This window comes from Paenibacillus sp. J22R160 (genome assembly GCF_059692135.1).
In genome coordinates, this window is sequence record NZ_JCAUAU010000017.1 from 88,813 (window position 1) to 111,453 (window position 22,641).

A 22,641-nucleotide genomic window follows, 5' to 3' on the forward strand; every position below is an offset into this window, starting at 1 on the left:
AGGAGGTCATATCTATGACCCAAGTTACCGTTCGTGAGGCTGTTATACAAGATATTTCCCAGTTAAAAACGTTAATGCTCGCTTATATTGTGGACTTTTACCAGTATCGCCAGCCAGAGGACGAGAAGCTGAACGGATTGATTCACCACCTGTTGGAGCAAAAGGACGGCATCCAATTCGTAGCGGAAACGGAAGAGGGGAAGTTGGTTGGTTTTGCGACCTTGTATTTTACCTTTAGTACGCTGCGTGCCTCCAAAATAGCGGTTCTGAACGATCTCTATGTGATTGAAGCTGAACGCGGTCAAGGAGCGGCTGCGAAACTTTTTGCAGCTTGCAAAGGATACGCGGCCAGACATGGTTATGCGAACTTAACGTGGACCACGGCCAAGGATAACCTCCGTGCGCAGGCATTTTACGATAAAGTGGGCGGAGATCGCAGCGATTGGCTCACGTATTCCGTGAATCCTACGATTGGTATCGGGGATTAATCTTTTAGAGTGCTGCCTAGGGAACTACAGTCCGCTATTCGCAAGATAGTTGGCCCTTTGATGGATCTAGGGGAACTGTGATCCGCTATTTCACCGAATTTGGCGGAAGTGCGTGGTTTATTGGCAAATAGGGTCCTCTCGTTCCGCTTGGATCGCGGAATGCGTTCGAACTGCATAAATAGAGGAACGTAGTTCCGCCTTCAGCTCCACGCTCATCTCGGTTTGTGGGAATTGTGACCTGCCAGACATCTCGACCTCTCCACCTTTCCGCCTTCACCTCCATCTCTCATCTTGAGGGATTGGAGGTTTTTTTGCATCGTCTAGTTGACGAGGTTGGATTTTCAAATCGCTTTCATAATGTTTGCGTAATCACAAATACTAAAGAAGTCCTTGATGAGTACATATATAAAAATTGACATATCATCGAGATTGGATCATACTATTATTTCGTATACGAAATAATTAAGGAGGTACCTTTGGACGATCAGCAGCGTGTAATACAAATCTTCCATACCTATCGGGAAGTCAATCAAGCTTTTTATCAAGTTATGACGAAAGTAGCTCAACGTCATGGTCTGACGCCGCTCCAGCTCATCGTACTTCGCATACTGGAAGAGTTTCCCGGGATTAGACTGATGGAGCTTTCCGAGAAACTCAAACTTGGGAACAGTACATCAAGCGGCATTGTCGATCGGATGGTCAAATCAGGTTTAGTCACGCGTGAACGCACCGAGTCAGATCGCCGAGCGATGACGCTGAGGCTATCGGACAAAGGAGCCGCACTTTGGAATGAGTCTAATGTTACACGCATGGCGATGCTTCGTCCTTTGCTTGGCTTATCTGAGGAAGATGAAGAGCAGCTCCATCGGGTTCAAAATAAGATTTTAACGATTTTAAAGAACATAGGTGAGGATGATCTCAATGACTAGCATGGTTAATGCAACATTACGCAAGGGACCCATCATGGCCTCGTTGCTTATTGCCGCATTCGTGGCGTTATTAAGTCAAACCGTTTTAAATGTAGCTCTGCCCAAAATGATGATTGATCTAAATGTGAATGAAAGCACGATTCAGTGGCTCTCCAACGGGTATATGCTCATGAATGGCGTTCTCGTTCCAATCAGTGCCTATCTCATTAACCGTTTCACAACCCGCAGGTTATTCCTAGTAGCTTCATCTCTATTTGCTCTTGGGACGATTATTTGTGCATTATCTGGGAATTTCAGCTGGCTTTTAGGCGGCAGACTTGTCCAGGCAGTTGGCGCAGGGGTTCTTATGCCGCTTATGTCTGTTGTAGTTCTGACAATTTTCCCTGTCGCTGAGCGCGGTAAAGCAATGGGCATGATGGGGATCGCGATGATTTTTGCTCCGGCGATTGGACCGACGATGTCCGGCTGGATCGTGGAGCACTACCATTGGCATGTTCTGTTTTATATCATTCTGCCCCTGGCTATCTTTGCCGTAATCTTCGGGGCGTTCTCTATGAAGGATGTTATCAAAACATCTAATCCAAACCTAGATGTGTTGGGAGTTATTTTTTCTACACTTGGTTTTGGCGGTATTCTCTACGGGTTCAGTGCCGCGGGGTCTGACGGGTGGGGAAGCGCAGATGTTGTCGTTTGTCTCGTCGTAGGTGGTATCTCCTTGCTGCTCTTTGTCCTACGTTCGATCATGGGTAAGACGCCGTTACTTGAATTCCGAGTTTTCAAATATTCGATGTTCTCACTAACAACGCTTATTAACGCAATCATCACGATGGCCATGTTCTCGGGGATGATCCTGCTCCCTATCTTTCTGCAAAACATTAGGGGCTTTACACCGCTTGAATCCGGTTTGCTCTTGCTGCCGGGAGCCATCCTGATGGGGATTATGTCTCCGATTACGGGCATGATTTTCGATAAAATAGGTGCTCGGTGGTTGGCGGTCATCGGCTTAATTATCACAACCATCACAACTTATGAGTTCAGTCAGCTTACCGCGGATTCGACTTACAATCATTTAATGCTGGTATATACCTTGCGGATGTTTGGGATGTCTATGCTTATGATGCCAATTCAGACAGCTGGTATGAACCAACTGCCGCGAAGCTTGAATGCGCATGGATCAGCGATGTCGCAGACGCTTCGTAACGTATCAGGAGCGCTTGGAACGGCGCTTCTCGTCACATTCATGACGAACAAAGCAGCTTCTCATGCCAAAGAGCTCATCATCTCGGGCAGAATCGATCCGAGCGACAAAGCCAAAATGGCGGAAGTTACGCAGGCAGCAACGATCTACGGGATCAACCACTCCTTCGTTATCGCTACATGGCTGAGTGTTGCTGCGCTTGTGCTTGCCTTCTTCATCCGTAAGGTAAAACCGCATGAGGATTCAAGGGAGGCTACTACAACTGCACAAGTCTCCGCTTTGTTTGAGGATGAATGAGGAAGGGCTAGATTCATGGCTATGTTGTACTTAGTGCAACATAAAAGGAGTCTGAGCCCTATAATCCGACCGCTCATTGTATAAAGTACAACCATTTCAACTAGAATGGCCCTAAATCAGCAGGTTTCAGCCCGCTATGTTGTAATAAATACAACATAGCGTAGGGGGAGTCCTGATAGCAGCCAGTATGGTTGTATCGAATACAACATAGAAGACCGTCAGGCTTATCGCCTCGACGGTCTTTTTCGTAAATCTTTGAATGATCCCAAGCTAGTCTCAAACATAACTTCCGCAAGCAACACTTTTACGATAAAATAAGTGGAGGTAACTGGAATTAATTGCAGGTAGGGAAGGTGGCAGAATCTGTGGAAAATATCGTAAGTCAATCGTGGCTGCTTGGGCAGCTGGGCGAAGCTAATATCGTCATTGCGGATTGCCGTTTTGCGTTAGGACAACCTGAATCTGGCAGAAATCATTATGAGCAAGATCATATAACGGGAGCTGTATACGTAGATCTGGAGAAGGACTTATCCGGTGCTATTATGGCGCATGGAGGCAGGCACCCGCTCCCTGATCTCGGTGCATTCTCCATCCTCGTGGGCAGCCTCGGGATCGATAGCACCAAGACCGTCGTCGCTTACGACGATCAAGGCGGGGCCATGGCTTCGCGCCTATGGTGGATGCTGAAATTCCTCGGACACTCCGAGGTATATGTGCTAGATCAAGGGTATACCGCTTGGAAAGCGGCGGGCTACCCCGTCACGGATGAAGTGTCCGCCCCGTATCCGCGGACCTTCTCACCGAAGGTGCAGCGTACCATGCTGGCTTCCATGGATGAGGTCAAGGATAAGCTGGGTCGCCCGGGCGTCGTGCTCGTGGACTCGCGTGAGGAGCGTCGCTACCTCGGCTTGGAAGAGCCGATCGACCCTGTGGCCGGTCATATTCCCGGCGCGCGGAACTACTTCTGGAAAGGCGTGCTCGGCGCTGACGGCGCTTGGTTGACGGCCGCGAAGCAGGAGCAGCATTTTGCCAGCTTGCGCGATGCCGATGAAATCATCGTCTACTGCGGCTCCGGCGTGACGGCTTGCCCGAACGTGCTGGGCCTGAGCGAAGCGGGTTTTGACAACGTGAAGCTCTACAGCGGAAGTTGGAGCGACTGGATCAGTTGGGAAGACAACCCCGTGGCGACGGGGGAGGAAGAATAGCAAGCGTAGCCTAGTGCGACGCGGGCTTGAGGGGCTGTGACAGACTGCTGATGAGCAGTCTGTCACAGCTTTTCTGTTTTGACGATTGGAGCACACGGGAAGCCAGTCCCCCGGAGAAGGCTCTGGTCTTCCGCAGGTTAAACTCCACGTGATTCAGCGAAAATCAATAAGCCCGATTCCAATGAAGAGGAATCAGGCTTATTCCTTTTTTTTATTCCACCGTATCATACTGCCGCGACGCGATGGCTGTTGATCAGTGTTTTGGCTGCGACAGAGAACGACTCAGGGTTGAAATCAGCTTTGTTCATATAAGCTACCATGGCAGCGCCGCTCCATAACATACGAATCTGATCGGAGAGATCACGGGGATTGGCGAGCCCTGCTTCTTCGGCTAATAAAGCTAATTCGCGCCAGATGTCGCTTCTGCTCTCTAGTGCTTTGACATGATTGGGGTGCTCGGTTTCAGGGAATTCCACAATCGTATTCATGAAGGCGCAGCCCCGATAATTAGGACGTTTCATACGTTCAGCTAAATAGTCCATCAAAAAAAGGAGTTGCTCCAGACTGGACCCCGGACGCTCCTGCCGTGCATGTTCGATATTCGCCAGGGATCTGAGACGATGCAGCTCCAGGTAGGCAGCTACCAGATCATCCTTGGTCGCGAAGCTTCGATAGAAGCTGGCCTTGGCGACATTGGATTCATGAATAATCCGATCGATGCCGACCGCGCGCACACCCTCAAGATAAAACAACTCGTCGGCAACTCGTAAAATGCGCTCTTTCGCGGTTACTTTCTTTTCCATTTGCGCTTCACCGCCCCAAAAATAGTAGGTTTATATTATATTAAACGGATTCATATGAGACAGGTCTGTCTATATTATTTTAAATAAGAACACAATTGCTGTCAACATGATTAGGATTCTCAGCTAGTCGTAGGCCGTGAGAATGGATGGCCGTAATGGACACTCATCAGTCTTATTGTTGCCTTGCCAGTTCACCTTATTCGTCAACAGATTAGGCGCCGAACCGCTGCTGTCCGCGTACGCGCTGCTAAGCGTGGTCGGTTATCTACGGCGATAAAAAATGGATCAAACTGCCCTCTACGGGGGCGGTTTTTTTGCATATGTTGTTTCATATAGATGTATTGGAGTCTACCATACTGTGGAGGAGTCCCGACGATGATCACACATTTTGCTAAGTTAGAACTGAACACCGTATCCATTCAAGGCGTGAAACAATTTTATTGCAACCAGCTGCATTTTCCGGTCAGTTTTGAATCTGCGGATGAAATACATTTTCAACCTTCCGAGCACTGTACTTTGGTTTTTAAAGAGGCTGACCAGCCATTGAATCCTGTTCATTATGCCTTTGAGATTCCGCTCACGGCATTTGATGACGTAGTGAGCCTTCTTCAAGGGGCCGGGGTAACGCTGCTTCATTGGCCTGACGGCAGGCGGGTCGATGAGTCCGAAACAGGCAAAAATGTTTATTTTCGGGACGGCGACGGCAATTTGCTGGAGATTATCGCGCATGCCTATGTGCAAGAAGGAGTACTTCCTCCAAGCGGTTATCTAAAGATACTGTATCTGAGAGAGGTTGGTCTCCCAGTTGACGACGTGATTGCATTCAGAGAGCTGCTTGTGGAACTATTTGACTGTAAGTTGGATACCGTTCTTGACAATTTCACTTTTGCCATCGGGGGAACTGCGCATGTTGTCGTTGTTTCGAAAAAGAGAAAATGGCTTCCAATAGCCATGACTGCTTTGCAACCTGCTATGATCATTACCATTGGGGCGCCATGTGCCCAGGTATTAAACGTGATCAGTAACAATTTAGCGGGTAAAAGCATCCCGTACACCCAAGAAAATGATAGGCTTCATTTTAAAATAGGAGAATATAGCTTTCATTTACAAGTTACGGATTTCCCAGAGAACATACCGGCGCTATTGCAGTTGCCTTACTCTCGTCGCCCAGATTATTCTTAGGTAAAAAAAGCGTTCCCCCACCGGATGGTGAGAGAACGCTTATGGTGTTTTAACTTTGTAACTGGTTAAAAGGCCACTTCCAAACGAACAGGGCAATGATCGCTGCCCAATGTTTGGAAGTCGATGTCGGCGGCGACGATGTTGGAACTCAGCCTTGCCGAAGCGATAAAATAGTCAATGCGCCATCCGACATTCCGTGCTCGCACGCCGGGCATATTGGACCACCAGCTGTATACGTCGGTCCGATCCGGGTAGAGATGACGGAAGGTGTCGATGAAACCAGCCTCCAGCAGCTCGGTCATTTTCCCGCGCTCCTCTAGGGTGAAGCCGGAGTTGTTGTGGTTGCCCTTGGCGTTTTTTAAGTCGATCTCATGATGAGCGACATTCAGATCGCCGCAGGCGATAACCGGCTTCTTCGCATCCAGCTGCGCGAGATAGCTGCGAAAGCGATCCTCCCATTCCAGGCGGTAGTCCAGCCTAGAGAGATCACGTTTGGCGTTCGGAGTATACACCGTCACTAGGTAAAAGTCTTCGAACTCGAGCGTGATGATCCGGCCCTCAGGTTCTTCATCTTCCTCCATGCCATAGCGCACGGAAAGCGGCTCGAGCTTGGTGAAAACGGCTGTGCCGGAGTAGCCTTTTTTGACAGCGTAATTCCAGTACTGCTTGTAGTCCTCGCCGAGTTCGAGGGCGATTTGTCCCTCTTGCAGCTTCGTCTCTTGCACACAGATCATATCGGCATCTGTCTCCTTGACATAATCTACGAAGCCTTTATTCACGCATGCGCGCAAGCCATTCACATTCCACGATACCAGTTTCATTCGTCAATTTCTCCTAACGCTCGCAATGATTTCTCCTATTAGTGTAACATAAGATCACTTTTGCTACATTAGTGAGCGGGTTTCAACCCGCACCTGCACCTGCACCCGCACCCGCACCCGCACCTGTCATTGGATGAAATCCAACGAAAGGCAAACATTCACCCCCAAAATGGCCATCCCATTGGATGATTTCCAATGAAGGCTCCCTCAACCCCCCTTGTTACCCCAAATGCAAGTGACCCCATTGGATTCTGTCCAATGAAATCACACATTTGGCCTCTCACGCAGCCTCTCCATTGGATTTCGTCCAATGGAAACTCCCCCAAAGGAGGCTTACGAAGCATCTATATGCATAGATGCCCCCAAGATCCCTCCTTCAGCTCGTAAGTGCGGATGCTATTCCCCGTAGCAACGGGAGACAAGCATCCCTTCTCAACCAAGCCGCGCAGCCACTTGCGCGCAGTGCGAAAATCAACGTCCAATTGCTGAATGACATCCTGCGGGCGTATTGCCCGACCGAGCATCCAGGCCAGCCGCAACACTTCCATCTCCATCATCTGATCAGCTGATCTGGAGGTAATTGCACCGTTTCGGAGCATGCAAGGTCCGACAACCATCTGTAGAAGCATCCGGCATACCTCGGGACGGCCCTGGATGTCGTCGAATGAGAAGTGCATCATTTTCCAGCCCATAGCAGTCAAAAAAGTTTCGCGATTCAGCGCATAGCTGAATTTCTCGCGATCCATATCCTTGACATGGCTCTGAAAGCCATCACATTCAATACCAAATTTCCCAAAAGGCGTGATGTAAGCAAAATCGAGAAACTGGGATTTACGGTTCCAATCGTAGATTTCATACTCGGGGTGAAGGTTGTCGAAATGTCCGAACAACGGCGCCCACACCTGCTGAAGAAAAAGCTTCTCCGCATACGCATGTCCCCTCAATAACCGCCCCTTCTGTTCGCCGCTCCGAAGAGCTGCGTGGTTCGTAATAAATGAAGCATGTAGCAATTCAAAATCCAATTCCCAAACCTCCTCCTGTGCAAATAAAATAGAAAAACGCCCTTGCACCGCGAGGCGAAAGGACGTTCTTCGTCTAGATAAGAATATCAATTCCTCATATATAAGAAAATATCTTACTCCCTTATCAACATTACTGATTTCATTTTTCGCCACTTCCAAGCTATACTTTTCTTATCCAAGTAAGTTCATAGGTTTAATAATTAGAGAAGGCGAGGTCATACGAGATGGCGACCATATACAATAATTTGACAGAGCTAATCGGCAATACGCCGCTGCTAGAGCTCTGGAATTACAATAAACGGCAGGGCTTAGAAGCCAAGATAATGGCGAAGTTGGAATATTTTAATCCGGCCGGAAGTGTCAAAGATCGTATCGCTTTCGCCATGATCAAAGAAGCCGAGAAAGCCGGTAAACTAACACCAGACACCGTTATTATAGAGCCAACCAGCGGAAATACTGGGATAGGGCTTGCATTCGCCGCTGCGGCATTAGGGTACCGCTTAGTCATTACGATTCCGGAATCGTTCAGTATTGAACGAAGGAAATTACTGAAGGCGCTGGGTGCCGAAGTTGTACTCACGCCTGCTTCTGAAGGAATGATGGGGGCGATGAAGAAAGCAGAGGAGCTGGCAGCAGAGTTACCCAATGCCTACATCCCACAGCAATTCAGCAATCCAGCTAACCCTGAGGTGCATAGAAAGACGACAGCTGAGGAGATTTGGCGGGATACAAACGGAAATGTCGATATTTTCGTTGCTGGTGTGGGTTCGGGCGGGACGATCACCGGTGTGGGGGATGTTTTGAAGAAAAGGAATCCATCCGTGCAAGTCATCGCCGTAGAGCCAGCCAATTCACCAGTACTACTTGGTGGCCCGCGTGGCGCGCACCAGATTCAAGGCATTGGCGCCGGCTTCGTGCCAGATAATTATGACCGCTCCGTTGTCGACGAAATCGTTAGCGTATCCGACGAGGATGCCTTTGCTACCGCTCGCGCGCTGGCGAAGACGGAGGGACTGCTGGTCGGCATCTCCTCGGGAGCGGCGGCTTATGCGGCAACGGAGATTGCCAAGCGGCCGGAGAACAAAGGGAAGACCATCGTGGTCATCCTGCCGGATACCGGAGAGCGGTATTTATCTACGCCACTTTTTGACGAGTAATCGAGGTCTGATCTCAATTTAAAAAAAGACCGCTCCCGGTTATCGGTTATAGGGCGGTCTTTTGGCGCTAGGCTTGAACCAGCGCGTGGAAAGCCTGATGTTCAGGCAGAGGTTTGCTGAAATAGTACCCCTGTACGAAATCACAGCCGACCGCTTGCAGTATGAGCAGCTGTTCCTGCTTCTCTACGCCTTCGGCGACGACCTCTTTATCAATTCGCTGAACGAGTGTGATGATCGACTCCATAATCACCCGATCTACGGTTGAATCGTCAATATGATCAATGAAGGACTTATCAATTTTGATAATATCTGCCGGCAATTGCTTGATATAACTGAGGGAAGAGAAGCCCTTGCCGAAATCGTCGAGCGCGATGCGCACCCCTTTATCCCTTAGGAAGTTCAGGTGGTTGGTGGATGTTTCAATAGATTGAATGAGCAGGGTCTCCGTGAGCTCGAGCACAAGGTGGCGTGGGTCCAGCCCAGTCTCCGCTAAGATGGCCATAACCTGATCCGCAAAATCATACTGCATCAACTGTAGCGCAGAGATATTGACGGATATGGTAAAAGACATCTGTGAGGCAATCTGCCACTTTTTAGCTGTATGACAAGCTGTTTGCAGCACCCAGTAACCGATCGGCACAATGAGCCCGGTCTCTTCGGCCAGTTGAATCCATTCACTTGGGGGAATGTACACCCCATCCGGCTGCTGCCATCGCAGCAAAGCCTCGTACCCTTTGACCTCACCGCTAGGCACATGGATTTGCTTCTGAAAATGCAGAGTGAACTGATTCTGTGCCAAGGCTCCCTGCAGCGCATCTTCCAGCTTCCGCTTATAGAGCTGATCCAATCGCATCGTTTCATCAAAAATCCGGAACTGATGCTTCCCGCCGGCTTTGGCCTTACGCATAGCGACATCGGCGCACTTGAGCAGCTGCTCGGCAGTTTGCCCATGATCCGGATACAAGGCGACGCCCATACTCACTTTGAGCGGAAAGGAAACGCCAGCGACTTGAAAAGGGGATTGGCAAGCTTTCCAAATGGCATGAACCGTGCTAATGAAATCCGTATCATTGTCGCCTACTTCCAAAATGAGGTTAAACTCATCTCCCCCTGATCGGGAAACATGCATGCCGGGAGTAAACGTATGTACCATTTTACGGGCAAAAAATCGCAAATATTGGTCACCTGTGGCATACCCCACAGAATCATTAATCATTTGAAAGTTATCAATGTTAACCCAGATTACACAAACTCGGCCATTAGCAGCACCTGCTTGCTGGATCGCATGCTCTAAGTGTTCATAAGCGGAAAATCGATTCGGTAGCAGGGTTAAACTATCGGTGGAGGCCATATGCTTGATTTGCTCGGCTTTATCCAGCGTGTCTTTCTGCAACGTGAAGAAGCGTTCCATGAGCTTTCTGTTATTGCTGGAAACCAGGAGCAAGCTGATGATAATGAGCAGTGACCACGTAAGAATGCCTGTTAGTATTTGAGACGACAGTTCGAAGCTCTTGGCTTCTACAAATAAGAAGAAGTAGGCGTCCGCTGCCAAAACAAGTGAAATGGCGACAAACATCACCTTTCTGCGCATAAAAACTGCGGCTACAACGACGATGTAAATACTGCTGAATGTATTCGTTACCGCAGGTACAAACATCATTAAAAGAATTGTATTGAGAAACTGTCCCCCAATTGGGATATAGCCGATCCAGCCGGAATCCTTGTGATAGGAATAGAAGATGACATAAGTGGAAAGGGTCAGGACATTGGCGGCAACCATATACAAAAAATGGGGAGCAGTTAACCCGAGCTTCAAGTAGGCAAAAGTGATGACTAGGATGATAATTGTGAAATTTAGCAGCAATAATCGCAAGGCAATCGTATTTCTCTGACAGCGATTCTCGCTTATTAAAAGATCCATTTGTATAAATGCCCCTATCAAAATTAGTCTTCTGTAGGTTCGTGTCGAATGGTTAGTGATCCTGTTGAAAATTGTAAATTAAAACTAGATTTTTGTAAACCTTTGCCAGAAAACTGAGCGGATAATAAAAAATCCCCATCCAGCTCAATGTTGAGCGGAAGGGGACCTTTTATTTTAATGGGATGCGGTGTAAGCCTCTGTATGGCGCTCAATTTCAAATTTCTCTCTGCTCATTGTGAAAGCGGCAGCTAAAGCAAGTACGGCGGGGATAAGCCCCCAAGCAAACGTAGTCGCGATAGACGATGACAGACCATCGGAAATTTGACCGAGAACTCCTGCTGGAACTTGGGTGCGGGTTGCTGGATCGAGCAGCGCATGCGGATCTTTGACGTCGAAACCTTGCGGTAAAGCGGAAGCGCCGCTGCCTGAGAAAGCATCCGCTAAGTGCTTCGTCAGCGAATGGCTTTGAATAATACCGAAGACGGTAATGCCAATCGTCATACCCAGTGAGCGGAGGAAATTCAGCGTGGAACTAGCTGCTCCCCGCCTAGTGGCTGGTACCGAATGAATGGCGGCGTTGCTCAGAACCGAGAAGGAAGCGCCAATCCCAAGACCTACTAGGATCATGTAGAGGGTGATGGTCAAGCGCGTTGACTCTGGTGTTAACGTCATCAGCAGAGCCATTCCCGCCACAAGCAGCACGAGGGTTGAGATGAGAATAGCGCGATACGTAAACTTGCTGATCAGGAAGCCTCCAGCCGTAGCGGTAACGACGGTTCCCAGCATCATCGGCAGCAGCACAAGCCCGGAATTAGTGGCGCTCCCGCCAAGTACGCCTTGAATAAAGATCGGAATATACACAGATGCCGTGATGAAGGCGGCGCCACTTAACATCGCTATCGCATTGCTTGCTGCATATAGACGGTCACGGAACATACCGAAGGAAATAATCGGTTCTTCCGCCCGAGTTTCCGCGTAGATGAATAAAATGGTGAGCAAGGCAAAACCGGCGAATAGTCCAAGAATGGGAGCCGAATTCCAGGCATATTGCTTCCCGCCAAGCTCCATAGCGAACATGAGACAGACGATTGCCCCTACAAGCGTGAAAGCACCGGTCCAATCGATACGCTGCTTAACGTGCTGAAGGGATTCCTTATAGAAAATGGCGACCATCAGGAAGGCAATGAGACCTAGTGGAAGATTAATATAGAAGATCCACTCCCATTTCACGTAATCGGTCATATATGCGCCAAGCAGTGGTCCGAAAATGCTGGACATGCCGAAAACCGCGCCGAATAGTCCCATTAATTTGCCACGGCTTTCAGGTTTAACGGCATCGAACATAATCGTGAAGGCAATAGGGACCAAAGCCCCTCCGCCAATCCCCTGAATAGCGCGATAGATGCTTAACTGTACGATGGAAGTGGCCGTTCCGCAGAGAGCAGAGCCTAGCATAAAGACTACGATGCCGAAGATGAAAAAACGTTTGCGCCCATACATATCCGAGAGCTTGCCGAAGATGGGCATTCCCGCCATTTCAGCGACCATATAGGCGGATGTGACCCACACGAATTTATCCAGTCCTCCGAGGTCTGCGATAATAGAGCCCATAGCTGTTGCGACGATGGTATTGTCCATGGAAGCCATGAGAATAGCGAGCAGTAATCCGGCTATAACGATGCCGGTTTGGTTCATTGATTTCATCAAGTGATCATTTCCCTTCTATGATTAATTGGTATATCTGGATTATAAACAAGTAACCCTGACAAGAGTCTGTCAGGGTTGATTGACGCATTTTATATTTTCATTCACTCTGCTTTTGATCATCGAGCAGTGTCTGAAACAGCAAATAATGAATCGACTGCAGAAACAAGTAAATAGGGATGGAGAACATGAGCTGGTACCCATGTTTATAATGAAAGACTCCGACCAGTAAGCTGAGCCATTCAATGCCTACACTTAGGAGCGACCAGATTACTATGTAAGGAATGAGATAAAAACCTTTTAGACCGAGCCATTTGGATAGGTAAATAAAGTGGTAACCAAAGGGAGCGTACATCGCATAGGAAAATATATCGAACAACTGATGCTTGGAACTATCTCCGATGTCGTAGAAATCAAAGGGAGGAATGCCAATCGTCTGATCAAAAATAAGACCAAATACGATCCCGATCAGCAAAGTGAACAAGGTCTGTACAGGGGTGAACCTTTTGGGTAATACCAGAATCATTACCAGGCCAAGAACAGTCATGGCGATGACAAACCACTCATTTGCGTTGAAATGGCTGTCGTAGGTGATCTCCTCATTCATGCGGACCTCTCCTTCCGCGTCACATGCAGCAGCCAACGACCTAGACAATACGTCACAATCATCATGATCAGCAGCGTAATACTATCATAGTAGAGGTTCCATGTCAGATTAATTATGGCAGCTGTCTTCTTGAGAATCAGGCAGCATATAAGGAGAAAGATGAAGCTATAGAGGGAAATAAGCACTTTAATGAGAACTCTAGAAGCTGTGAGATACACATTGGCAAAAGTAAGAAAAGTAAAGCAGTATATGAAATCCCGATATAGGATCACGGTAAGGAACTCAGGGACTTGCGTGCTAAAGCGGTACAAGCTTAGATTATTACTGAATAATGCCATGCGATTGATGTCAATGATGGACAAAACCATGTAAAGCAGCACATTCGTCATGAGCGGAAGTTTTTTGGGCAGAGTGACTAACACATGTATGCAATACCAAGTTAAAACCAGAAAAAATACCAGGTTCAAGGCTGAGCTCCCCTTTTGTATGAAAATAAGCATCAACCTCTATCCTTGCCGTTATTGAGTTGTTTAAACCTTGCGGGTATGCACGGGTCACGGGCAAAATCCTGGTGTTCGACTTTGTAATTGTTCGGCATAGCGGGGATCAAGCTTCGCCAACTCGGTGAAATAGCCGCTAATCGCATGGTTCGCGGACATGGAGCCAGCTTGGTAGGTGAGTTCGACACCTTTTTTGACATGCAGGTAGTGATAGACTTGGTCAGTTCGGGGAGACCTATAGATGAAGGGCGGAAGCTCAGGGACGAAGTCATTGGTATTGTAAATGCGATAATGTGGTCCGGTTCTGCGGTTGAAGAGACTGGCGAAATCTGGGTTTCCGACGCGCGGTGAACCATAAGTATAAATAGAAGGTTCCTTAAACTTCGTGTTAGTCGTCAGATCAACGGCGCACAAGTTCGCGAGACATCCTCCAAGACTGTGTCCTGTGAGGTAGAGTGTTTTACGAGGAGAAAGCTTGGACATGGCGGTTATAATCTGTTTGCGGGCGCTGATGTAGATATCGAGAAAGCCTTTGTGGACAAGGCCTCCGTCTTTGGCGTAGGGGAATGCTGTCTGTCTGGCTATAGCATCGGAGATCCAATCGGACGTCGAACGTGTGCCTCTAAAAACAATCACAATCTGCCTGTCAGACTCAGCAATAAAACCGAATAGCTCTTTATCGCTAAAGGCTGAGGTTGCCGTAAAGGAGGAAACCATCCGATAATTGCGGGGTAAAATGACGTTTTCAGGACCTTTCTCAAGCTGCCCGTAGCTCTGACTGCACATAGCGGCAAGGAAGATCGCGGTTCGTGTGTCCAATGAGTTGATTAGCATTGTCAGTTCCTCCACACACAGAATGCTGTTCAACTATATATATGAAAATTATGGACAGCTGTCTTCCGGTAACCGCCTATTTTTTTCCTCATTCATTTTCTTTGATGTATAATAGTCGATGGAGGTGTGAATTAACGTGTTGAAACGTTTCTTTTCGTACTATAGGCCTTATAAGCACTTATTTATTTTGGATTTTACTTGCGCGGTTGTGGCTGGGCTTCTGGAGCTTGGTTTTCCGTTAGCTGTCAATCAAGTGGTCGATAAATTACTGCCTGCCGGGAATTGGGCTTGGATTCTATGGGCTTGTGCAGGGCTGCTTGCCGTTTACGGACTGAACACAGTGCTGAATTTCATCGTCACGTATTGGGGTCATAAGCTGGGAATTAATATCGAGACGGATATGCGGAAAAAAATGTTCGACCATCTACAGAAGCTTTCCTTCCGGTTCTATGACAATAACAAAACAGGTCAATTGATGTCGCGTATGGCGAACGATTTGCTAGAGATTGGCGAAGTGGCGCATCATGGTCCCGAGGATTTATTTATTGCGGTAATGACGCTAATCGGCGCGCTTCTGCTGATGCTGAGTATTAATGTGAAGTTGGCGCTGCTAACCTTCGTGATTGTACCTGTGCTGCTCTGGATCGCCGTGTATTTTAATCAAAAAATGACGAAGACATTTCGCCGGATGATGGGCGATCTAGCCGATATTAATGCTAGAGTCGAAGATAACATTGGCGGCATTCGTGTCGTTCAAGCTTTTGCGAACGAGTCTTACGAGAAGAAGCTCTTTGAGGTTAACAATGGGCGGTTCCGCATAACCAAGCTGCTTTCGTATAAAATCATGGCATGGAATGTCTCCTTAAGTTATATTCTCATGCGTTTGGTGACGGTGTTCGTGTTGATTTGCGGAACTTGGTTCGTGATTGATAAGCAAATTTCCTATGGGGAATTTATTGCGTTCGTTCTATTGACGAATGTGTTTCTGGGTCCAATCCAGAAAATTAATAACGTCATTGAGAGCTATCCCAAAGGGATTGCCGGGTTTAAGCGGTATTGCGAAGTCATGGACACAGAGACCGAAGTGTCTGATCGGCCTGACGCCGTGAAGGTTGACCATCTGGAAGGCCAAATTACATTCGATTCTGTCTCCTTTGGGTACGGGCAGGAAGCCCGGGTTTTGAATCATATTTCCTTATCCATCCGGGCAGGGGAAACCGTTGCTTTCGTGGGTCCTTCCGGTGCAGGCAAGACGACGATATGCAGCTTGCTGCCGAGATTTTACGATGTCAATGAAGGCAGCATTTCCATTGACGGCATGGATATACGCGGTATCCAGTTGGAGTCGCTGCGCCGCCAGATTGGCATCGTGCAGCAGGATGTGTTCTTGTTCTCCGGCACCCTGCGGGAGAACATTGCTTACGGCAAGCTAGGCGCGTCGGATGCCGAGATCTGGGAAGCTGCACGGCGTGCGCAGCTGGAAGGATACATTCAGTCCCAGCCGAAGGGGCTGGACACGGTTGTTGGCGAGCGCGGCGTCAAGCTCTCGGGCGGACAGAAGCAGCGCCTTGCGATCGCGCGGATGTTCCTGAAGAATCCGCCGATTCTCATCCTCGATGAGGCGACGTCGGCGCTCGACACCGAGACCGAGGCGGCGATTCAGCAGTCCTTGGCCGAGCTGTCGCAGGGCCGGACCACGCTTGTGATCGCCCATCGGCTAGCGACGATCAAGAATGCAGACCGCATCGTCGTCGTGACGGAGCAGGGCATTACCGAGCAAGGCGCTCACGAGGAGCTTATTGCAGTAGGCGGCGTTTACAGCCGTCTGCACCAAGCGCAGTTTAGCTCGTGAACGAGCAGAGTCTGATGAATCCTGGCAGCAATCTTAGTGATCGCGTGCCAGGTTTTTTTGTTTTGCGAGCTGGTTGATCTAAAATGGATAGTGCTCCCAAATGAATCATGGTAAACTATGAAATAGTTATCTACCAACGGTGAATAATAGAACGGGGTGACCGGTTTTGAAGTCAACGATTCGGTGGCTGTTACTCGGGATGTTTACACTTGTGTGCATCTTCTTTCTGAGCAACATCCGAAATGCATTCTTGTCTACCCAGCCAGATCAAATTCGGGTCACGCTCGGACCGGATACAAGCATTCAGAAAATAAGTGAACAACTGCCTGGAAGCCGCGTACTTAATGACAAAACAGGTCTGCTGGCCGTTCCCTATGGCAAGTCGTGGGACTACGTCGGCAAGTCGTTGACGATCAAAGGTATTTACCGTGCGTCAGCTGTTCCATTGGAGCGTCCTATCATTTCATGGCGGTATTATGGTTATTCGGTGAAAGAGCAAGTCCAAGGCTTCTTCCATGGAGATTTCGGTAAATTCCGCAGTCCGTACAACCGCAATGAAATTTCTGTGATCGGAGAGCTTCCGACTATGCTGCTTCGCACGTGTACGTATTTCATCCCTGGGTTGCTGATGGCAATTGTGCTAAGCATGCTCATGGCGATGTCTGCCTCATTGTGGCGCAGATTAGGCGTTGTACTAGATGGTGCACAGGCTCTGCTAGTGGGCTTACCCGATTTTTTCTTAATTGTACTTATTCAATTAGGTGCGATCTATGCGACGAAGCTTCTGGGACATTACGTCCTGCTCATTGTACAAGTCGGTGACAAAACGCCTTTTCTTATCCCCTTTCTCACTATCGCGCTGATTCCGTCAGTTACGATTTACGGTACGATGCGCGTCGCCATTGCGCGAGAGCTGGGTCAGGACTATGTCGTTACCGCACAAGCCAAAGGGTTGACCCGTGGAGAGGTGCTGATCTCTCATGTACTGCGTAATGTCATGCTCGATTTGCTCTCGATCTTGCCGAAGGCGACCACACTGGCACTGGCGAGTATGGCTGTTGCGGAAGCGATCTGCGGCATTTTTGGCCTGGGAGGCTTCATTACTTCGCCTGCCATGCAAAGCGTCACATCGATGTCAGTCATTTGCATGTCGCTGGTGCTGCTCGCGATGGCTTTTCACGTGCTGTATGCCTTGCTGCGTAAAAGGTTTGTCGTTCGCACAGGGGAGGTCGTCTCACGATGATTAAACGCTCATCAAGCGCATTTTACATCTCAATTGCGCTTATCGTGCTTATTCTCCTTGTTGCGATATTCGGCACATGGCTGAAGCCACACGGCATCGCGCCGGAGGACAAAATCAACATGATTCAATATGAACAAGACGGGAAAACACGCTACAACATTCCACCGTTCTCGCCGAACAGCACGTTCCTGCTCGGAACGGATCACCGGGGCTTTGATATGCTGAGCCTGCTGCTTAATGGATTGAAATACACGTTGGGGACGACTTTAGCTTTAACGCTGCTTCGTTTTGTAATTGCGCTGCCTTGGGGATTGTGGAGCGGGACCACTGGCAGAGGGTGGGGTGTTCTAAAGGCTATGCAGTGGGTAGTCGCATCCGTACCGGCTTTTGTATTTCTATTTCCGCCACTCGCTGGGATGTATTTCGGGTTGAGGCTGGATCAGTGGGTGAAGGCGGATGCGCACTATAAGATGCTCTACTCCGCCACCTTCGTCATTCTCGTCACGTTCATCGGCGTATTTCCGCTAGCGCATCAGATAGCCGAACGTACACGCTATTATAATGATAAGTTATTTATTGAAGCATCGCGTTTAATGGGAGGCTCTGTTCTTCATCGCACAGTCCGGCATTTAATTCCCTGCATGAGGAATGAAATGACGTTCATGTTCCTTAGCGAATTCATGCAAGTGCTTTTCCTGCTGGGTCAATTGGCCGTCTTTAATATCGTACTCGGAGGTACTGAAACAATTGGCGACAGCGACGCTGGCTACTCCATTACAATCACAACATCGGGGGAATGGTTGTCTCTTATCGCCTACGGCTCCAGGTACATTAGGCTGCATCCTTGGATTATTTTGAGCGTAGGTACCAGCTTCGCCCTGTTATTCCTCTCGTTGCAGTTCTTCTTAAGCCAATTGAAACGCCGCTACGGGGGCGAACGGCAGTTGATGTAGAAAAAGGTCGGGTTCCATCCACGGATGGTGGCCCGACCTTTTTCAGTAGATAAGAATTTACTCTTGCTTCGCTCTGCCTTGACAAACGCGCTCGTCCCAAAAGGAAGATGAAGTCGTTTATCCTTGTGTGCTAACCCGCTATTGCAAGGAGCTGAGTCGGAAATCGAGTCTAGCGGCAACGCCTGCAGGCATTTGCGCACTGCGCGGTCCGCCAAAGTTAAAGGCGATGATGACGATATCATTGCGTCCGCGTCTTACAAATCGGCGAATGTCGAAAGTACGGCCAGGGTTGTAGAAAGAAGGTGTATTCTGCGGTCCGTCAAAGAGGAGCGGCACGCCGTTGATGATGACTACGGCATAATTGTCGACAGATAGGAAGAGAGAAGCGCCGAGAATGGCTCTATTTTGAGCAAGCGTGAAGCGTGTCGAAATAATGGCATTCTCACTGTTTAAGTTCCCAGAGTACCAAACGTAGTTGGCATTAGGAACGGACACCCACGCTGGGTCGCGCGGTATGATTTGCGCATTGAACCACGAATTGTCGGTTCCGATCGAAACTGTGCGTTGGCTCAGAAAGCGGCCCGTTCCGGGCTTATGGTACTTTCTAAGTTGCGTGCGGTACAGCAGCATGGCTTTGCTTCTTGGCAGCCCTGCGCTCTTGGGGAGCCGAACAATTCTGCTCGGTTTTCCAGCAATACGTTTTTTTGAAATCATTTCTCCATCTCCTATCAACATATGAATATACTTGCTTTGTATTCTATGTTTACTAGAGCGATTTGCGAGGGTTAGTGGCTAGTATTTCAATTTCAAGCAGCCTAAATTTCTCTGCGAAATGAAAGTAGCGCAATTAATGTGTTTGAATGACATATAATATATGTTAAAATGATGAAAATGCAAAGGAGGATTCTCCAAATGGATGACAAGAACGATAAAACCAAAAGACTTTCCGTCTACTTACCTGAAAAGGTGAAGACTGATCTGGAGCGCATGGCTGAGGAGACGGGCTTGTCTATGACGCAGCTTATTGTGATGGCGACGCATGGTCTACTGGCGAATTATGCCTCGCAGGGCGGAGCTATTTTTGCCGACTTATTGGCAGTTAAACAGCGGGTCGTTCACGAAGTGACGGATCGGCAGCGGCTTTTGCGTGAAGAGAAAGAAGGCATGCAGGATTATTATGGAGCGCGAGCGGCGGAATATGAACGGATTTACGCGCGCGAGGATACGGATTATCAGCAAGAACTTGCGATGCTGGCGGATATCGTGCAGAAGCAGGTAACTGGGAGCCGTGTTCTGGAGGTGGCTTGCGGTACTGGATATTGGACACAGTTCATGGCGGAAACGGCCAAACACATCGTTGGTGTGGACGTTCGACCAGAGGTGCTGCGAATTGCTGAATCTAAGTCCTGGCCGCTTCATAATACTTCGTTCGTGGAAGGGGACGCCTACCGGCTATCTGAGGTAAAAGGGGACTTTGACTACGGTCTCGCCAACTTCTGGTTTTCGCATATTCCGAAAAATCGCCTGGATTCCTTTCTGCAAGGATTCCACGAGCGGCTTGGACGAGGGGCCTGCGTTTTTATGGCGGATAATGTGTACGTGCCGGGAAGAGGCGGCGAGCTGATTACGAGTGAACATAGCGAAGATACGTACAAAAGAAGGGAGCTGGCCGATGGCTCCAAGCATGAAATTATTAAAAACTACTATTCGTACGAAGAGTTGAATGAAATCTTTAAGCCGCTGTCGGAGAATCTGCGCATATTTGTTGGCAGCTCTTTCTGGTATGTTAGTTACATAGTGGCTTAGGAAATCTTCGGCCAAAGTGAAGTGACAAACGGTAGGCTTAATGTCCGGATGTGAACTTAAGGCCGAGAACGCCGACGAGAATGAGGATCATGAATAGGATACGCAGTAAACTAACAGGCTCATTCAGAAATAGGGTGCCGATAATAATCGCACCTACAGCGCCAATCCCCGTCAAAGCCGCGTAGGCTGTGCCGATGGGAAGAGTTTTCGTAGCTGCTGCCAGAAAATAAAAGCTGATGATCATGCCGACAATGGTGATGCTGGATGGAATCAGTCGTGTAAAACCATTAGAAAACTTCAATGAGATCGCCCAAACGACTTCAAAAACACCTGCAATGACGAGATATAACCATGCCATCTTGAATCACTCCTTTAAAAAGTAAACGAATATGCCCTTAGATCGCGGCAAAAAAGAAAAAGCCTGGAAGCAATATCGCTGCGCGATAAGACTCCCGGGCTTTTTCCCCTCCGTGATCACAGCGTATCCGCTGTGTGTTTTCTCTCGGACCAGACTGACGCTGCAGCGCCACGGAACCCTAGAAACATGATGCCGTCATTATAGGACGTCTTACATGCTATGTCAAGTTACACCTTTTGGAATAAGGGTGATACTTGCCCTATTCCTTCAGCTCGATGCCATTCCGAGCGACGTGAGCACGGAACATGGCCATGCTGTCCGGGTGCTCCTGCGCTGGCAGCCAAGCGTCTTGCTCCCAAACCTTGGATAGCTTGAGGGCGCGGCTGCAGTGAACGAAGCATTCCTGCACTTCAACGCCAACCGCGACAACAGGGAGCTTGCCGCCAAGCTGCATACTTTCCAGCAGCTGCTCATCCTGCGTCAGCCAAGCGCGCCCGTTAATCCGCAGCACGGTTTCGACGCCGGGGATGACGAACACCATGCCGACTTGGGGATTGTCGAGCAAATTTTGCATAGAGTCGATGCGGCGATTCCCAAGCCGTTCTGGATAGATCAGACGCTGATCATCCAGAACACGGACGAAGCCCGGATGGTCGCCGCGCGGAGAGACATCGCAAAGACCCTCTTTATTTGATGTGGATAAGAAAAATAAAGGGGATTTAGCCAAAAAAGCGCGTATATGATCGTCGATGCTGGAGATGACTTTATTCTGGACGGCAGCGTGTGGTTCACCAACACGGGGCCTTAACTCCTCAAGGGACTGAATAATACCAGGGAATGGCGGTTTGTCGTTTCCGCTTGTTAGCGACATGATTCGTGTCCTTTCTCGAAGCCGTAGGACTTCTGACAAATTTGTTACCACAAGAAATGAATAAAAGCCCTGAAAAGCGGGCTCATTCGAGCTAACGCTGGTCTGGGCTTTATTCATGATGAACAAGAAAATTACTTGGATTCAGCAGTTAGTTGATTGTAGATATCATCCCACAGAACACGTCTAGCGGATACATACCTTTTCGCATAGTAGGATTGGCTGAGCTTGTTGATCACAATGCCTTCATTGGAAGCAGAGTGAATGAATTCACCGTTTCCAAGGTAGATGCCAACGTGAGAAACGCCTTTGCCCCCTGTGTCGAAGAACACAAGATCACCTTTACGAAGATCACTTTTGTCGATCCAGTAGCCCTCTTTATTTTGAGCTGCTGAACTATGAGGAAGGTCAATGCCGAATTTATTGAACACGTACGCGGTGAAACCAGAGCAATCAAAGCCTCTTGTTGTCGTTCCCGCATCGCGGTACGGTGTTCCGATCAATTCGTTAACCGTTGTGTCCAATGTGGATTCTGCTGCAGACACACTCCCTAAAGCTACACTCAAAAACAAAACAAGACTAAAAAAAAGAGCAACAACCTTTTTCAACTGCTTGTCTCCTTCCGGTGCCTACGAGGTTAGCTGGAGGGTTCGGTTGAAGGTTCCCTATGATCCCTGTCTTGCAAGATCAATTCACCCGGAGTGGTTCCCCCGTTTCCCCAAGAAATGAGGAATTCGGCATGAAATATTTGGTTTTTTAAGGCTAGTTACTTAATTCGTCATAAACATCGAAATTCCTCCTTTTTCGTGCAATATGGTCTGAAAAAATGTGTAAAGGTTCGCTTTACAGACAAAAAAACCCCCTTTTGCAAGGGGATTGAACAATTCTAAACC

At 48.5% G+C, this 22,641-nt stretch carries 22 protein-coding genes and 2 riboswitches; of the genes, 10 read left to right on the forward strand and 12 right to left on the reverse strand.

Features of this window, described 5'->3' with window-relative positions; all coding sequences use genetic code 11:
• The first annotated feature begins 14 nt into the window (after positions 1 to 14).
• From AC58UW_RS25495 to AC58UW_RS25510, 4 genes are all read left to right on the forward strand, one after another.
• Positions 15 to 488, forward strand: a complete 474-nt coding sequence (locus AC58UW_RS25495) for a GNAT family N-acetyltransferase (RefSeq protein WP_497423380.1) — start codon at positions 15 to 17, stop codon at positions 486 to 488.
• Between the two features lie 476 nt (positions 489 to 964).
• Entirely contained in the window at positions 965 to 1,417 is a 453-nt protein-coding gene (locus tag AC58UW_RS25500) for a MarR family winged helix-turn-helix transcriptional regulator (protein WP_497423381.1), read from the forward strand.
• Positions 1,410 to 2,912 (forward strand): DHA2 family efflux MFS transporter permease subunit, encoded by a 1,503-nt coding sequence (locus AC58UW_RS25505; RefSeq protein ID WP_497423382.1) that lies wholly within the window; start codon positions 1,410 to 1,412, stop codon positions 2,910 to 2,912. The genes AC58UW_RS25500 and AC58UW_RS25505 overlap by 8 nt, the downstream gene beginning before the upstream one ends.
• Before the next feature lie 365 nt (positions 2,913 to 3,277).
• Complete coding sequence (locus tag AC58UW_RS25510) at positions 3,278 to 4,117, forward strand: sulfurtransferase (RefSeq protein ID WP_497423418.1); 840 nt, start codon at positions 3,278 to 3,280, stop codon at positions 4,115 to 4,117.
• Positions 4,118 to 4,341: 224 nt separating this feature from the next.
• Here AC58UW_RS25510 and AC58UW_RS25515 read toward each other — a convergent pair whose 3' ends face one another.
• Positions 4,342 to 4,920, reverse strand: coding sequence for a TetR/AcrR family transcriptional regulator (locus AC58UW_RS25515; RefSeq protein ID WP_497423383.1), 579 nt, complete (start codon positions 4,918 to 4,920; stop codon positions 4,342 to 4,344).
• A 375-nt stretch (positions 4,921 to 5,295) separates the two neighbouring features.
• On the opposite strand from AC58UW_RS25515, the gene AC58UW_RS25520 reads away from it, so the two are divergent.
• Positions 5,296 to 6,102, forward strand: a complete 807-nt coding sequence (locus AC58UW_RS25520; protein WP_497423384.1) for a VOC family protein — start codon at positions 5,296 to 5,298, stop codon at positions 6,100 to 6,102.
• 65 nt (positions 6,103 to 6,167) lie between these two features.
• Here AC58UW_RS25520 and AC58UW_RS25525 read toward each other — a convergent pair whose 3' ends face one another.
• Together AC58UW_RS25525 and AC58UW_RS25530 are read right to left on the reverse strand one after the other, a co-directional pair.
• Positions 6,168 to 6,923, reverse strand: coding sequence for an exodeoxyribonuclease III (locus tag AC58UW_RS25525; RefSeq protein ID WP_497423385.1), 756 nt, complete (start codon positions 6,921 to 6,923; stop codon positions 6,168 to 6,170).
• 344 nt (positions 6,924 to 7,267) lie between these two features.
• A complete protein-coding gene (locus AC58UW_RS25530) occupies positions 7,268 to 7,945 on the reverse strand; it encodes a hypothetical protein (RefSeq protein ID WP_497423386.1) in 678 nt (225 codons plus the stop codon).
• Between the two features lie 224 nt (positions 7,946 to 8,169).
• On the opposite strand from AC58UW_RS25530, the gene cysK reads away from it, so the two are divergent.
• The gene (cysK, locus tag AC58UW_RS25535) at positions 8,170 to 9,102 is read left to right on the forward strand and encodes a cysteine synthase A (RefSeq protein WP_497423387.1); all 933 of its coding nucleotides are present in this window, start codon (positions 8,170 to 8,172) and stop codon (positions 9,100 to 9,102) included.
• Between the two features lie 67 nt (positions 9,103 to 9,169).
• Here cysK and AC58UW_RS25540 read toward each other — a convergent pair whose 3' ends face one another.
• The 5 genes from AC58UW_RS25540 to AC58UW_RS25560 all read right to left on the reverse strand — a co-directional run bounded on the left by AC58UW_RS25540 (position 9,170) and on the right by AC58UW_RS25560 (position 14,668).
• Positions 9,170 to 11,023: a putative bifunctional diguanylate cyclase/phosphodiesterase gene (locus tag AC58UW_RS25540; protein WP_497423388.1), complete on the reverse strand. Its 1,854-nt coding sequence runs from the start codon at positions 11,021 to 11,023 to the stop codon at positions 9,170 to 9,172.
• A 174-nt stretch (positions 11,024 to 11,197) separates the two neighbouring features.
• On the reverse strand, positions 11,198 to 12,727 hold the full coding sequence (locus tag AC58UW_RS25545) for an MDR family MFS transporter (RefSeq protein ID WP_497423389.1): 1,530 nt from the start codon (positions 12,725 to 12,727) through the stop codon (positions 11,198 to 11,200).
• A 100-nt stretch (positions 12,728 to 12,827) separates the two neighbouring features.
• Positions 12,828 to 13,334 (reverse strand): hypothetical protein, encoded by a 507-nt coding sequence (locus AC58UW_RS25550; RefSeq protein WP_497423390.1) that lies wholly within the window; start codon positions 13,332 to 13,334, stop codon positions 12,828 to 12,830.
• Positions 13,331 to 13,801, reverse strand: a complete 471-nt coding sequence (locus AC58UW_RS25555; protein WP_497423391.1) for a hypothetical protein — start codon at positions 13,799 to 13,801, stop codon at positions 13,331 to 13,333. The genes AC58UW_RS25550 and AC58UW_RS25555 overlap by 4 nt, the downstream gene beginning before the upstream one ends.
• 87 nt (positions 13,802 to 13,888) lie before the next feature.
• Positions 13,889 to 14,668 carry a lipase family protein gene (locus AC58UW_RS25560; RefSeq protein WP_497423392.1) on the reverse strand — a complete coding sequence of 260 codons (780 nt, stop codon included), beginning with the start codon at positions 14,666 to 14,668 and terminating at the stop codon, positions 13,889 to 13,891.
• 136 nt (positions 14,669 to 14,804) lie between these two features.
• On the opposite strand from AC58UW_RS25560, the gene AC58UW_RS25565 reads away from it, so the two are divergent.
• The 3 genes from AC58UW_RS25565 to AC58UW_RS25575 all read left to right on the forward strand — a co-directional run bounded on the left by AC58UW_RS25565 (position 14,805) and on the right by AC58UW_RS25575 (position 18,716).
• A complete protein-coding gene (locus AC58UW_RS25565; protein ID WP_497423393.1) occupies positions 14,805 to 16,520 on the forward strand; it encodes an ABC transporter ATP-binding protein in 1,716 nt (571 codons plus the stop codon).
• 166 nt (positions 16,521 to 16,686) lie between these two features.
• Entirely contained in the window at positions 16,687 to 17,763 is a 1,077-nt protein-coding gene (locus AC58UW_RS25570) for an ABC transporter permease subunit (protein WP_497423394.1), read from the forward strand.
• Entirely contained in the window at positions 17,760 to 18,716 is a 957-nt protein-coding gene (locus AC58UW_RS25575; RefSeq protein ID WP_497423395.1) for a hypothetical protein, read from the forward strand. The genes AC58UW_RS25570 and AC58UW_RS25575 overlap by 4 nt, the downstream gene beginning before the upstream one ends.
• Positions 18,717 to 18,854: 138 nt before the next feature.
• On the opposite strand, the gene AC58UW_RS25580 is transcribed toward AC58UW_RS25575, so the two are convergent.
• Positions 18,855 to 19,430, reverse strand: a complete 576-nt coding sequence (locus AC58UW_RS25580; protein WP_497423396.1) for a hypothetical protein — start codon at positions 19,428 to 19,430, stop codon at positions 18,855 to 18,857.
• Positions 19,431 to 19,628: 198 nt separating this feature from the next.
• On the opposite strand from AC58UW_RS25580, the gene AC58UW_RS25585 reads away from it, so the two are divergent.
• Positions 19,629 to 20,522, forward strand: a complete 894-nt coding sequence (locus AC58UW_RS25585; protein ID WP_497423397.1) for a methyltransferase domain-containing protein — start codon at positions 19,629 to 19,631, stop codon at positions 20,520 to 20,522.
• 37 nt (positions 20,523 to 20,559) lie between these two features.
• Here the strand turns inward: AC58UW_RS25585 and AC58UW_RS25590 are convergent, their stop codons facing one another.
• The 3 genes from AC58UW_RS25590 to AC58UW_RS25600 form a co-directional block, all read right to left on the reverse strand.
• Positions 20,560 to 20,880, reverse strand: coding sequence for a DMT family transporter (locus AC58UW_RS25590; RefSeq protein ID WP_497423398.1), 321 nt, complete (start codon positions 20,878 to 20,880; stop codon positions 20,560 to 20,562).
• 89 nt (positions 20,881 to 20,969) lie between these two features.
• Positions 20,970 to 21,072, reverse strand: a riboswitch (guanidine-I (ykkC/yxkD leader).
• Between the two features lie 67 nt (positions 21,073 to 21,139).
• Positions 21,140 to 21,751 (reverse strand): MSMEG_1061 family FMN-dependent PPOX-type flavoprotein, encoded by a 612-nt coding sequence (locus AC58UW_RS25595; RefSeq protein WP_497423399.1) that lies wholly within the window; start codon positions 21,749 to 21,751, stop codon positions 21,140 to 21,142.
• A gap of 131 nt (positions 21,752 to 21,882) precedes the next feature.
• Positions 21,883 to 22,356, reverse strand: a complete 474-nt coding sequence (locus AC58UW_RS25600; RefSeq protein WP_497423400.1) for a C40 family peptidase — start codon at positions 22,354 to 22,356, stop codon at positions 21,883 to 21,885.
• 3 nt (positions 22,357 to 22,359) lie between these two features.
• A riboswitch (cyclic di-AMP (ydaO/yuaA leader) is annotated at positions 22,360 to 22,498 on the reverse strand.
• Positions 22,499 to 22,641: the final 143 nt, after the last annotated feature.

Coding starts and splice junctions, on each gene's coding strand:
- AC58UW_RS25575 (WP_497423395.1), top strand. CDS start 17,760: ATGATTAAACGCTCATCAAGCGCATTTTACATCTCAATTGCGCTTATC.
- cysK (WP_497423387.1), top strand. CDS start 8,170: ATGGCGACCATATACAATAATTTGACAGAGCTAATCGGCAATACGCCG.
- AC58UW_RS25525 (WP_497423385.1), bottom strand. CDS start 6,923: ATGAAACTGGTATCGTGGAATGTGAATGGCTTGCGCGCATGCGTGAAT.
- AC58UW_RS25545 (WP_497423389.1), bottom strand. CDS start 12,727: ATGAAATCAATGAACCAAACCGGCATCGTTATAGCCGGATTACTGCTC.
- AC58UW_RS25585 (WP_497423397.1), top strand. CDS start 19,629: ATGGATGACAAGAACGATAAAACCAAAAGACTTTCCGTCTACTTACCT.
- AC58UW_RS25495 (WP_497423380.1), top strand. CDS start 15: ATGACCCAAGTTACCGTTCGTGAGGCTGTTATACAAGATATTTCCCAG.
- AC58UW_RS25515 (WP_497423383.1), bottom strand. CDS start 4,920: ATGGAAAAGAAAGTAACCGCGAAAGAGCGCATTTTACGAGTTGCCGAC.
- AC58UW_RS25505 (WP_497423382.1), top strand. CDS start 1,410: ATGACTAGCATGGTTAATGCAACATTACGCAAGGGACCCATCATGGCC.
- AC58UW_RS25520 (WP_497423384.1), top strand. CDS start 5,296: ATGATCACACATTTTGCTAAGTTAGAACTGAACACCGTATCCATTCAA.
- AC58UW_RS25590 (WP_497423398.1), bottom strand. CDS start 20,880: ATGGCATGGTTATATCTCGTCATTGCAGGTGTTTTTGAAGTCGTTTGG.
- AC58UW_RS25580 (WP_497423396.1), bottom strand. CDS start 19,430: ATGATTTCAAAAAAACGTATTGCTGGAAAACCGAGCAGAATTGTTCGG.
- AC58UW_RS25550 (WP_497423390.1), bottom strand. CDS start 13,334: ATGAATGAGGAGATCACCTACGACAGCCATTTCAACGCAAATGAGTGG.
- AC58UW_RS25560 (WP_497423392.1), bottom strand. CDS start 14,668: ATGCTAATCAACTCATTGGACACACGAACCGCGATCTTCCTTGCCGCT.
- AC58UW_RS25540 (WP_497423388.1), bottom strand. CDS start 11,023: ATGGATCTTTTAATAAGCGAGAATCGCTGTCAGAGAAATACGATTGCC.
- AC58UW_RS25595 (WP_497423399.1), bottom strand. CDS start 21,751: ATGTCGCTAACAAGCGGAAACGACAAACCGCCATTCCCTGGTATTATT.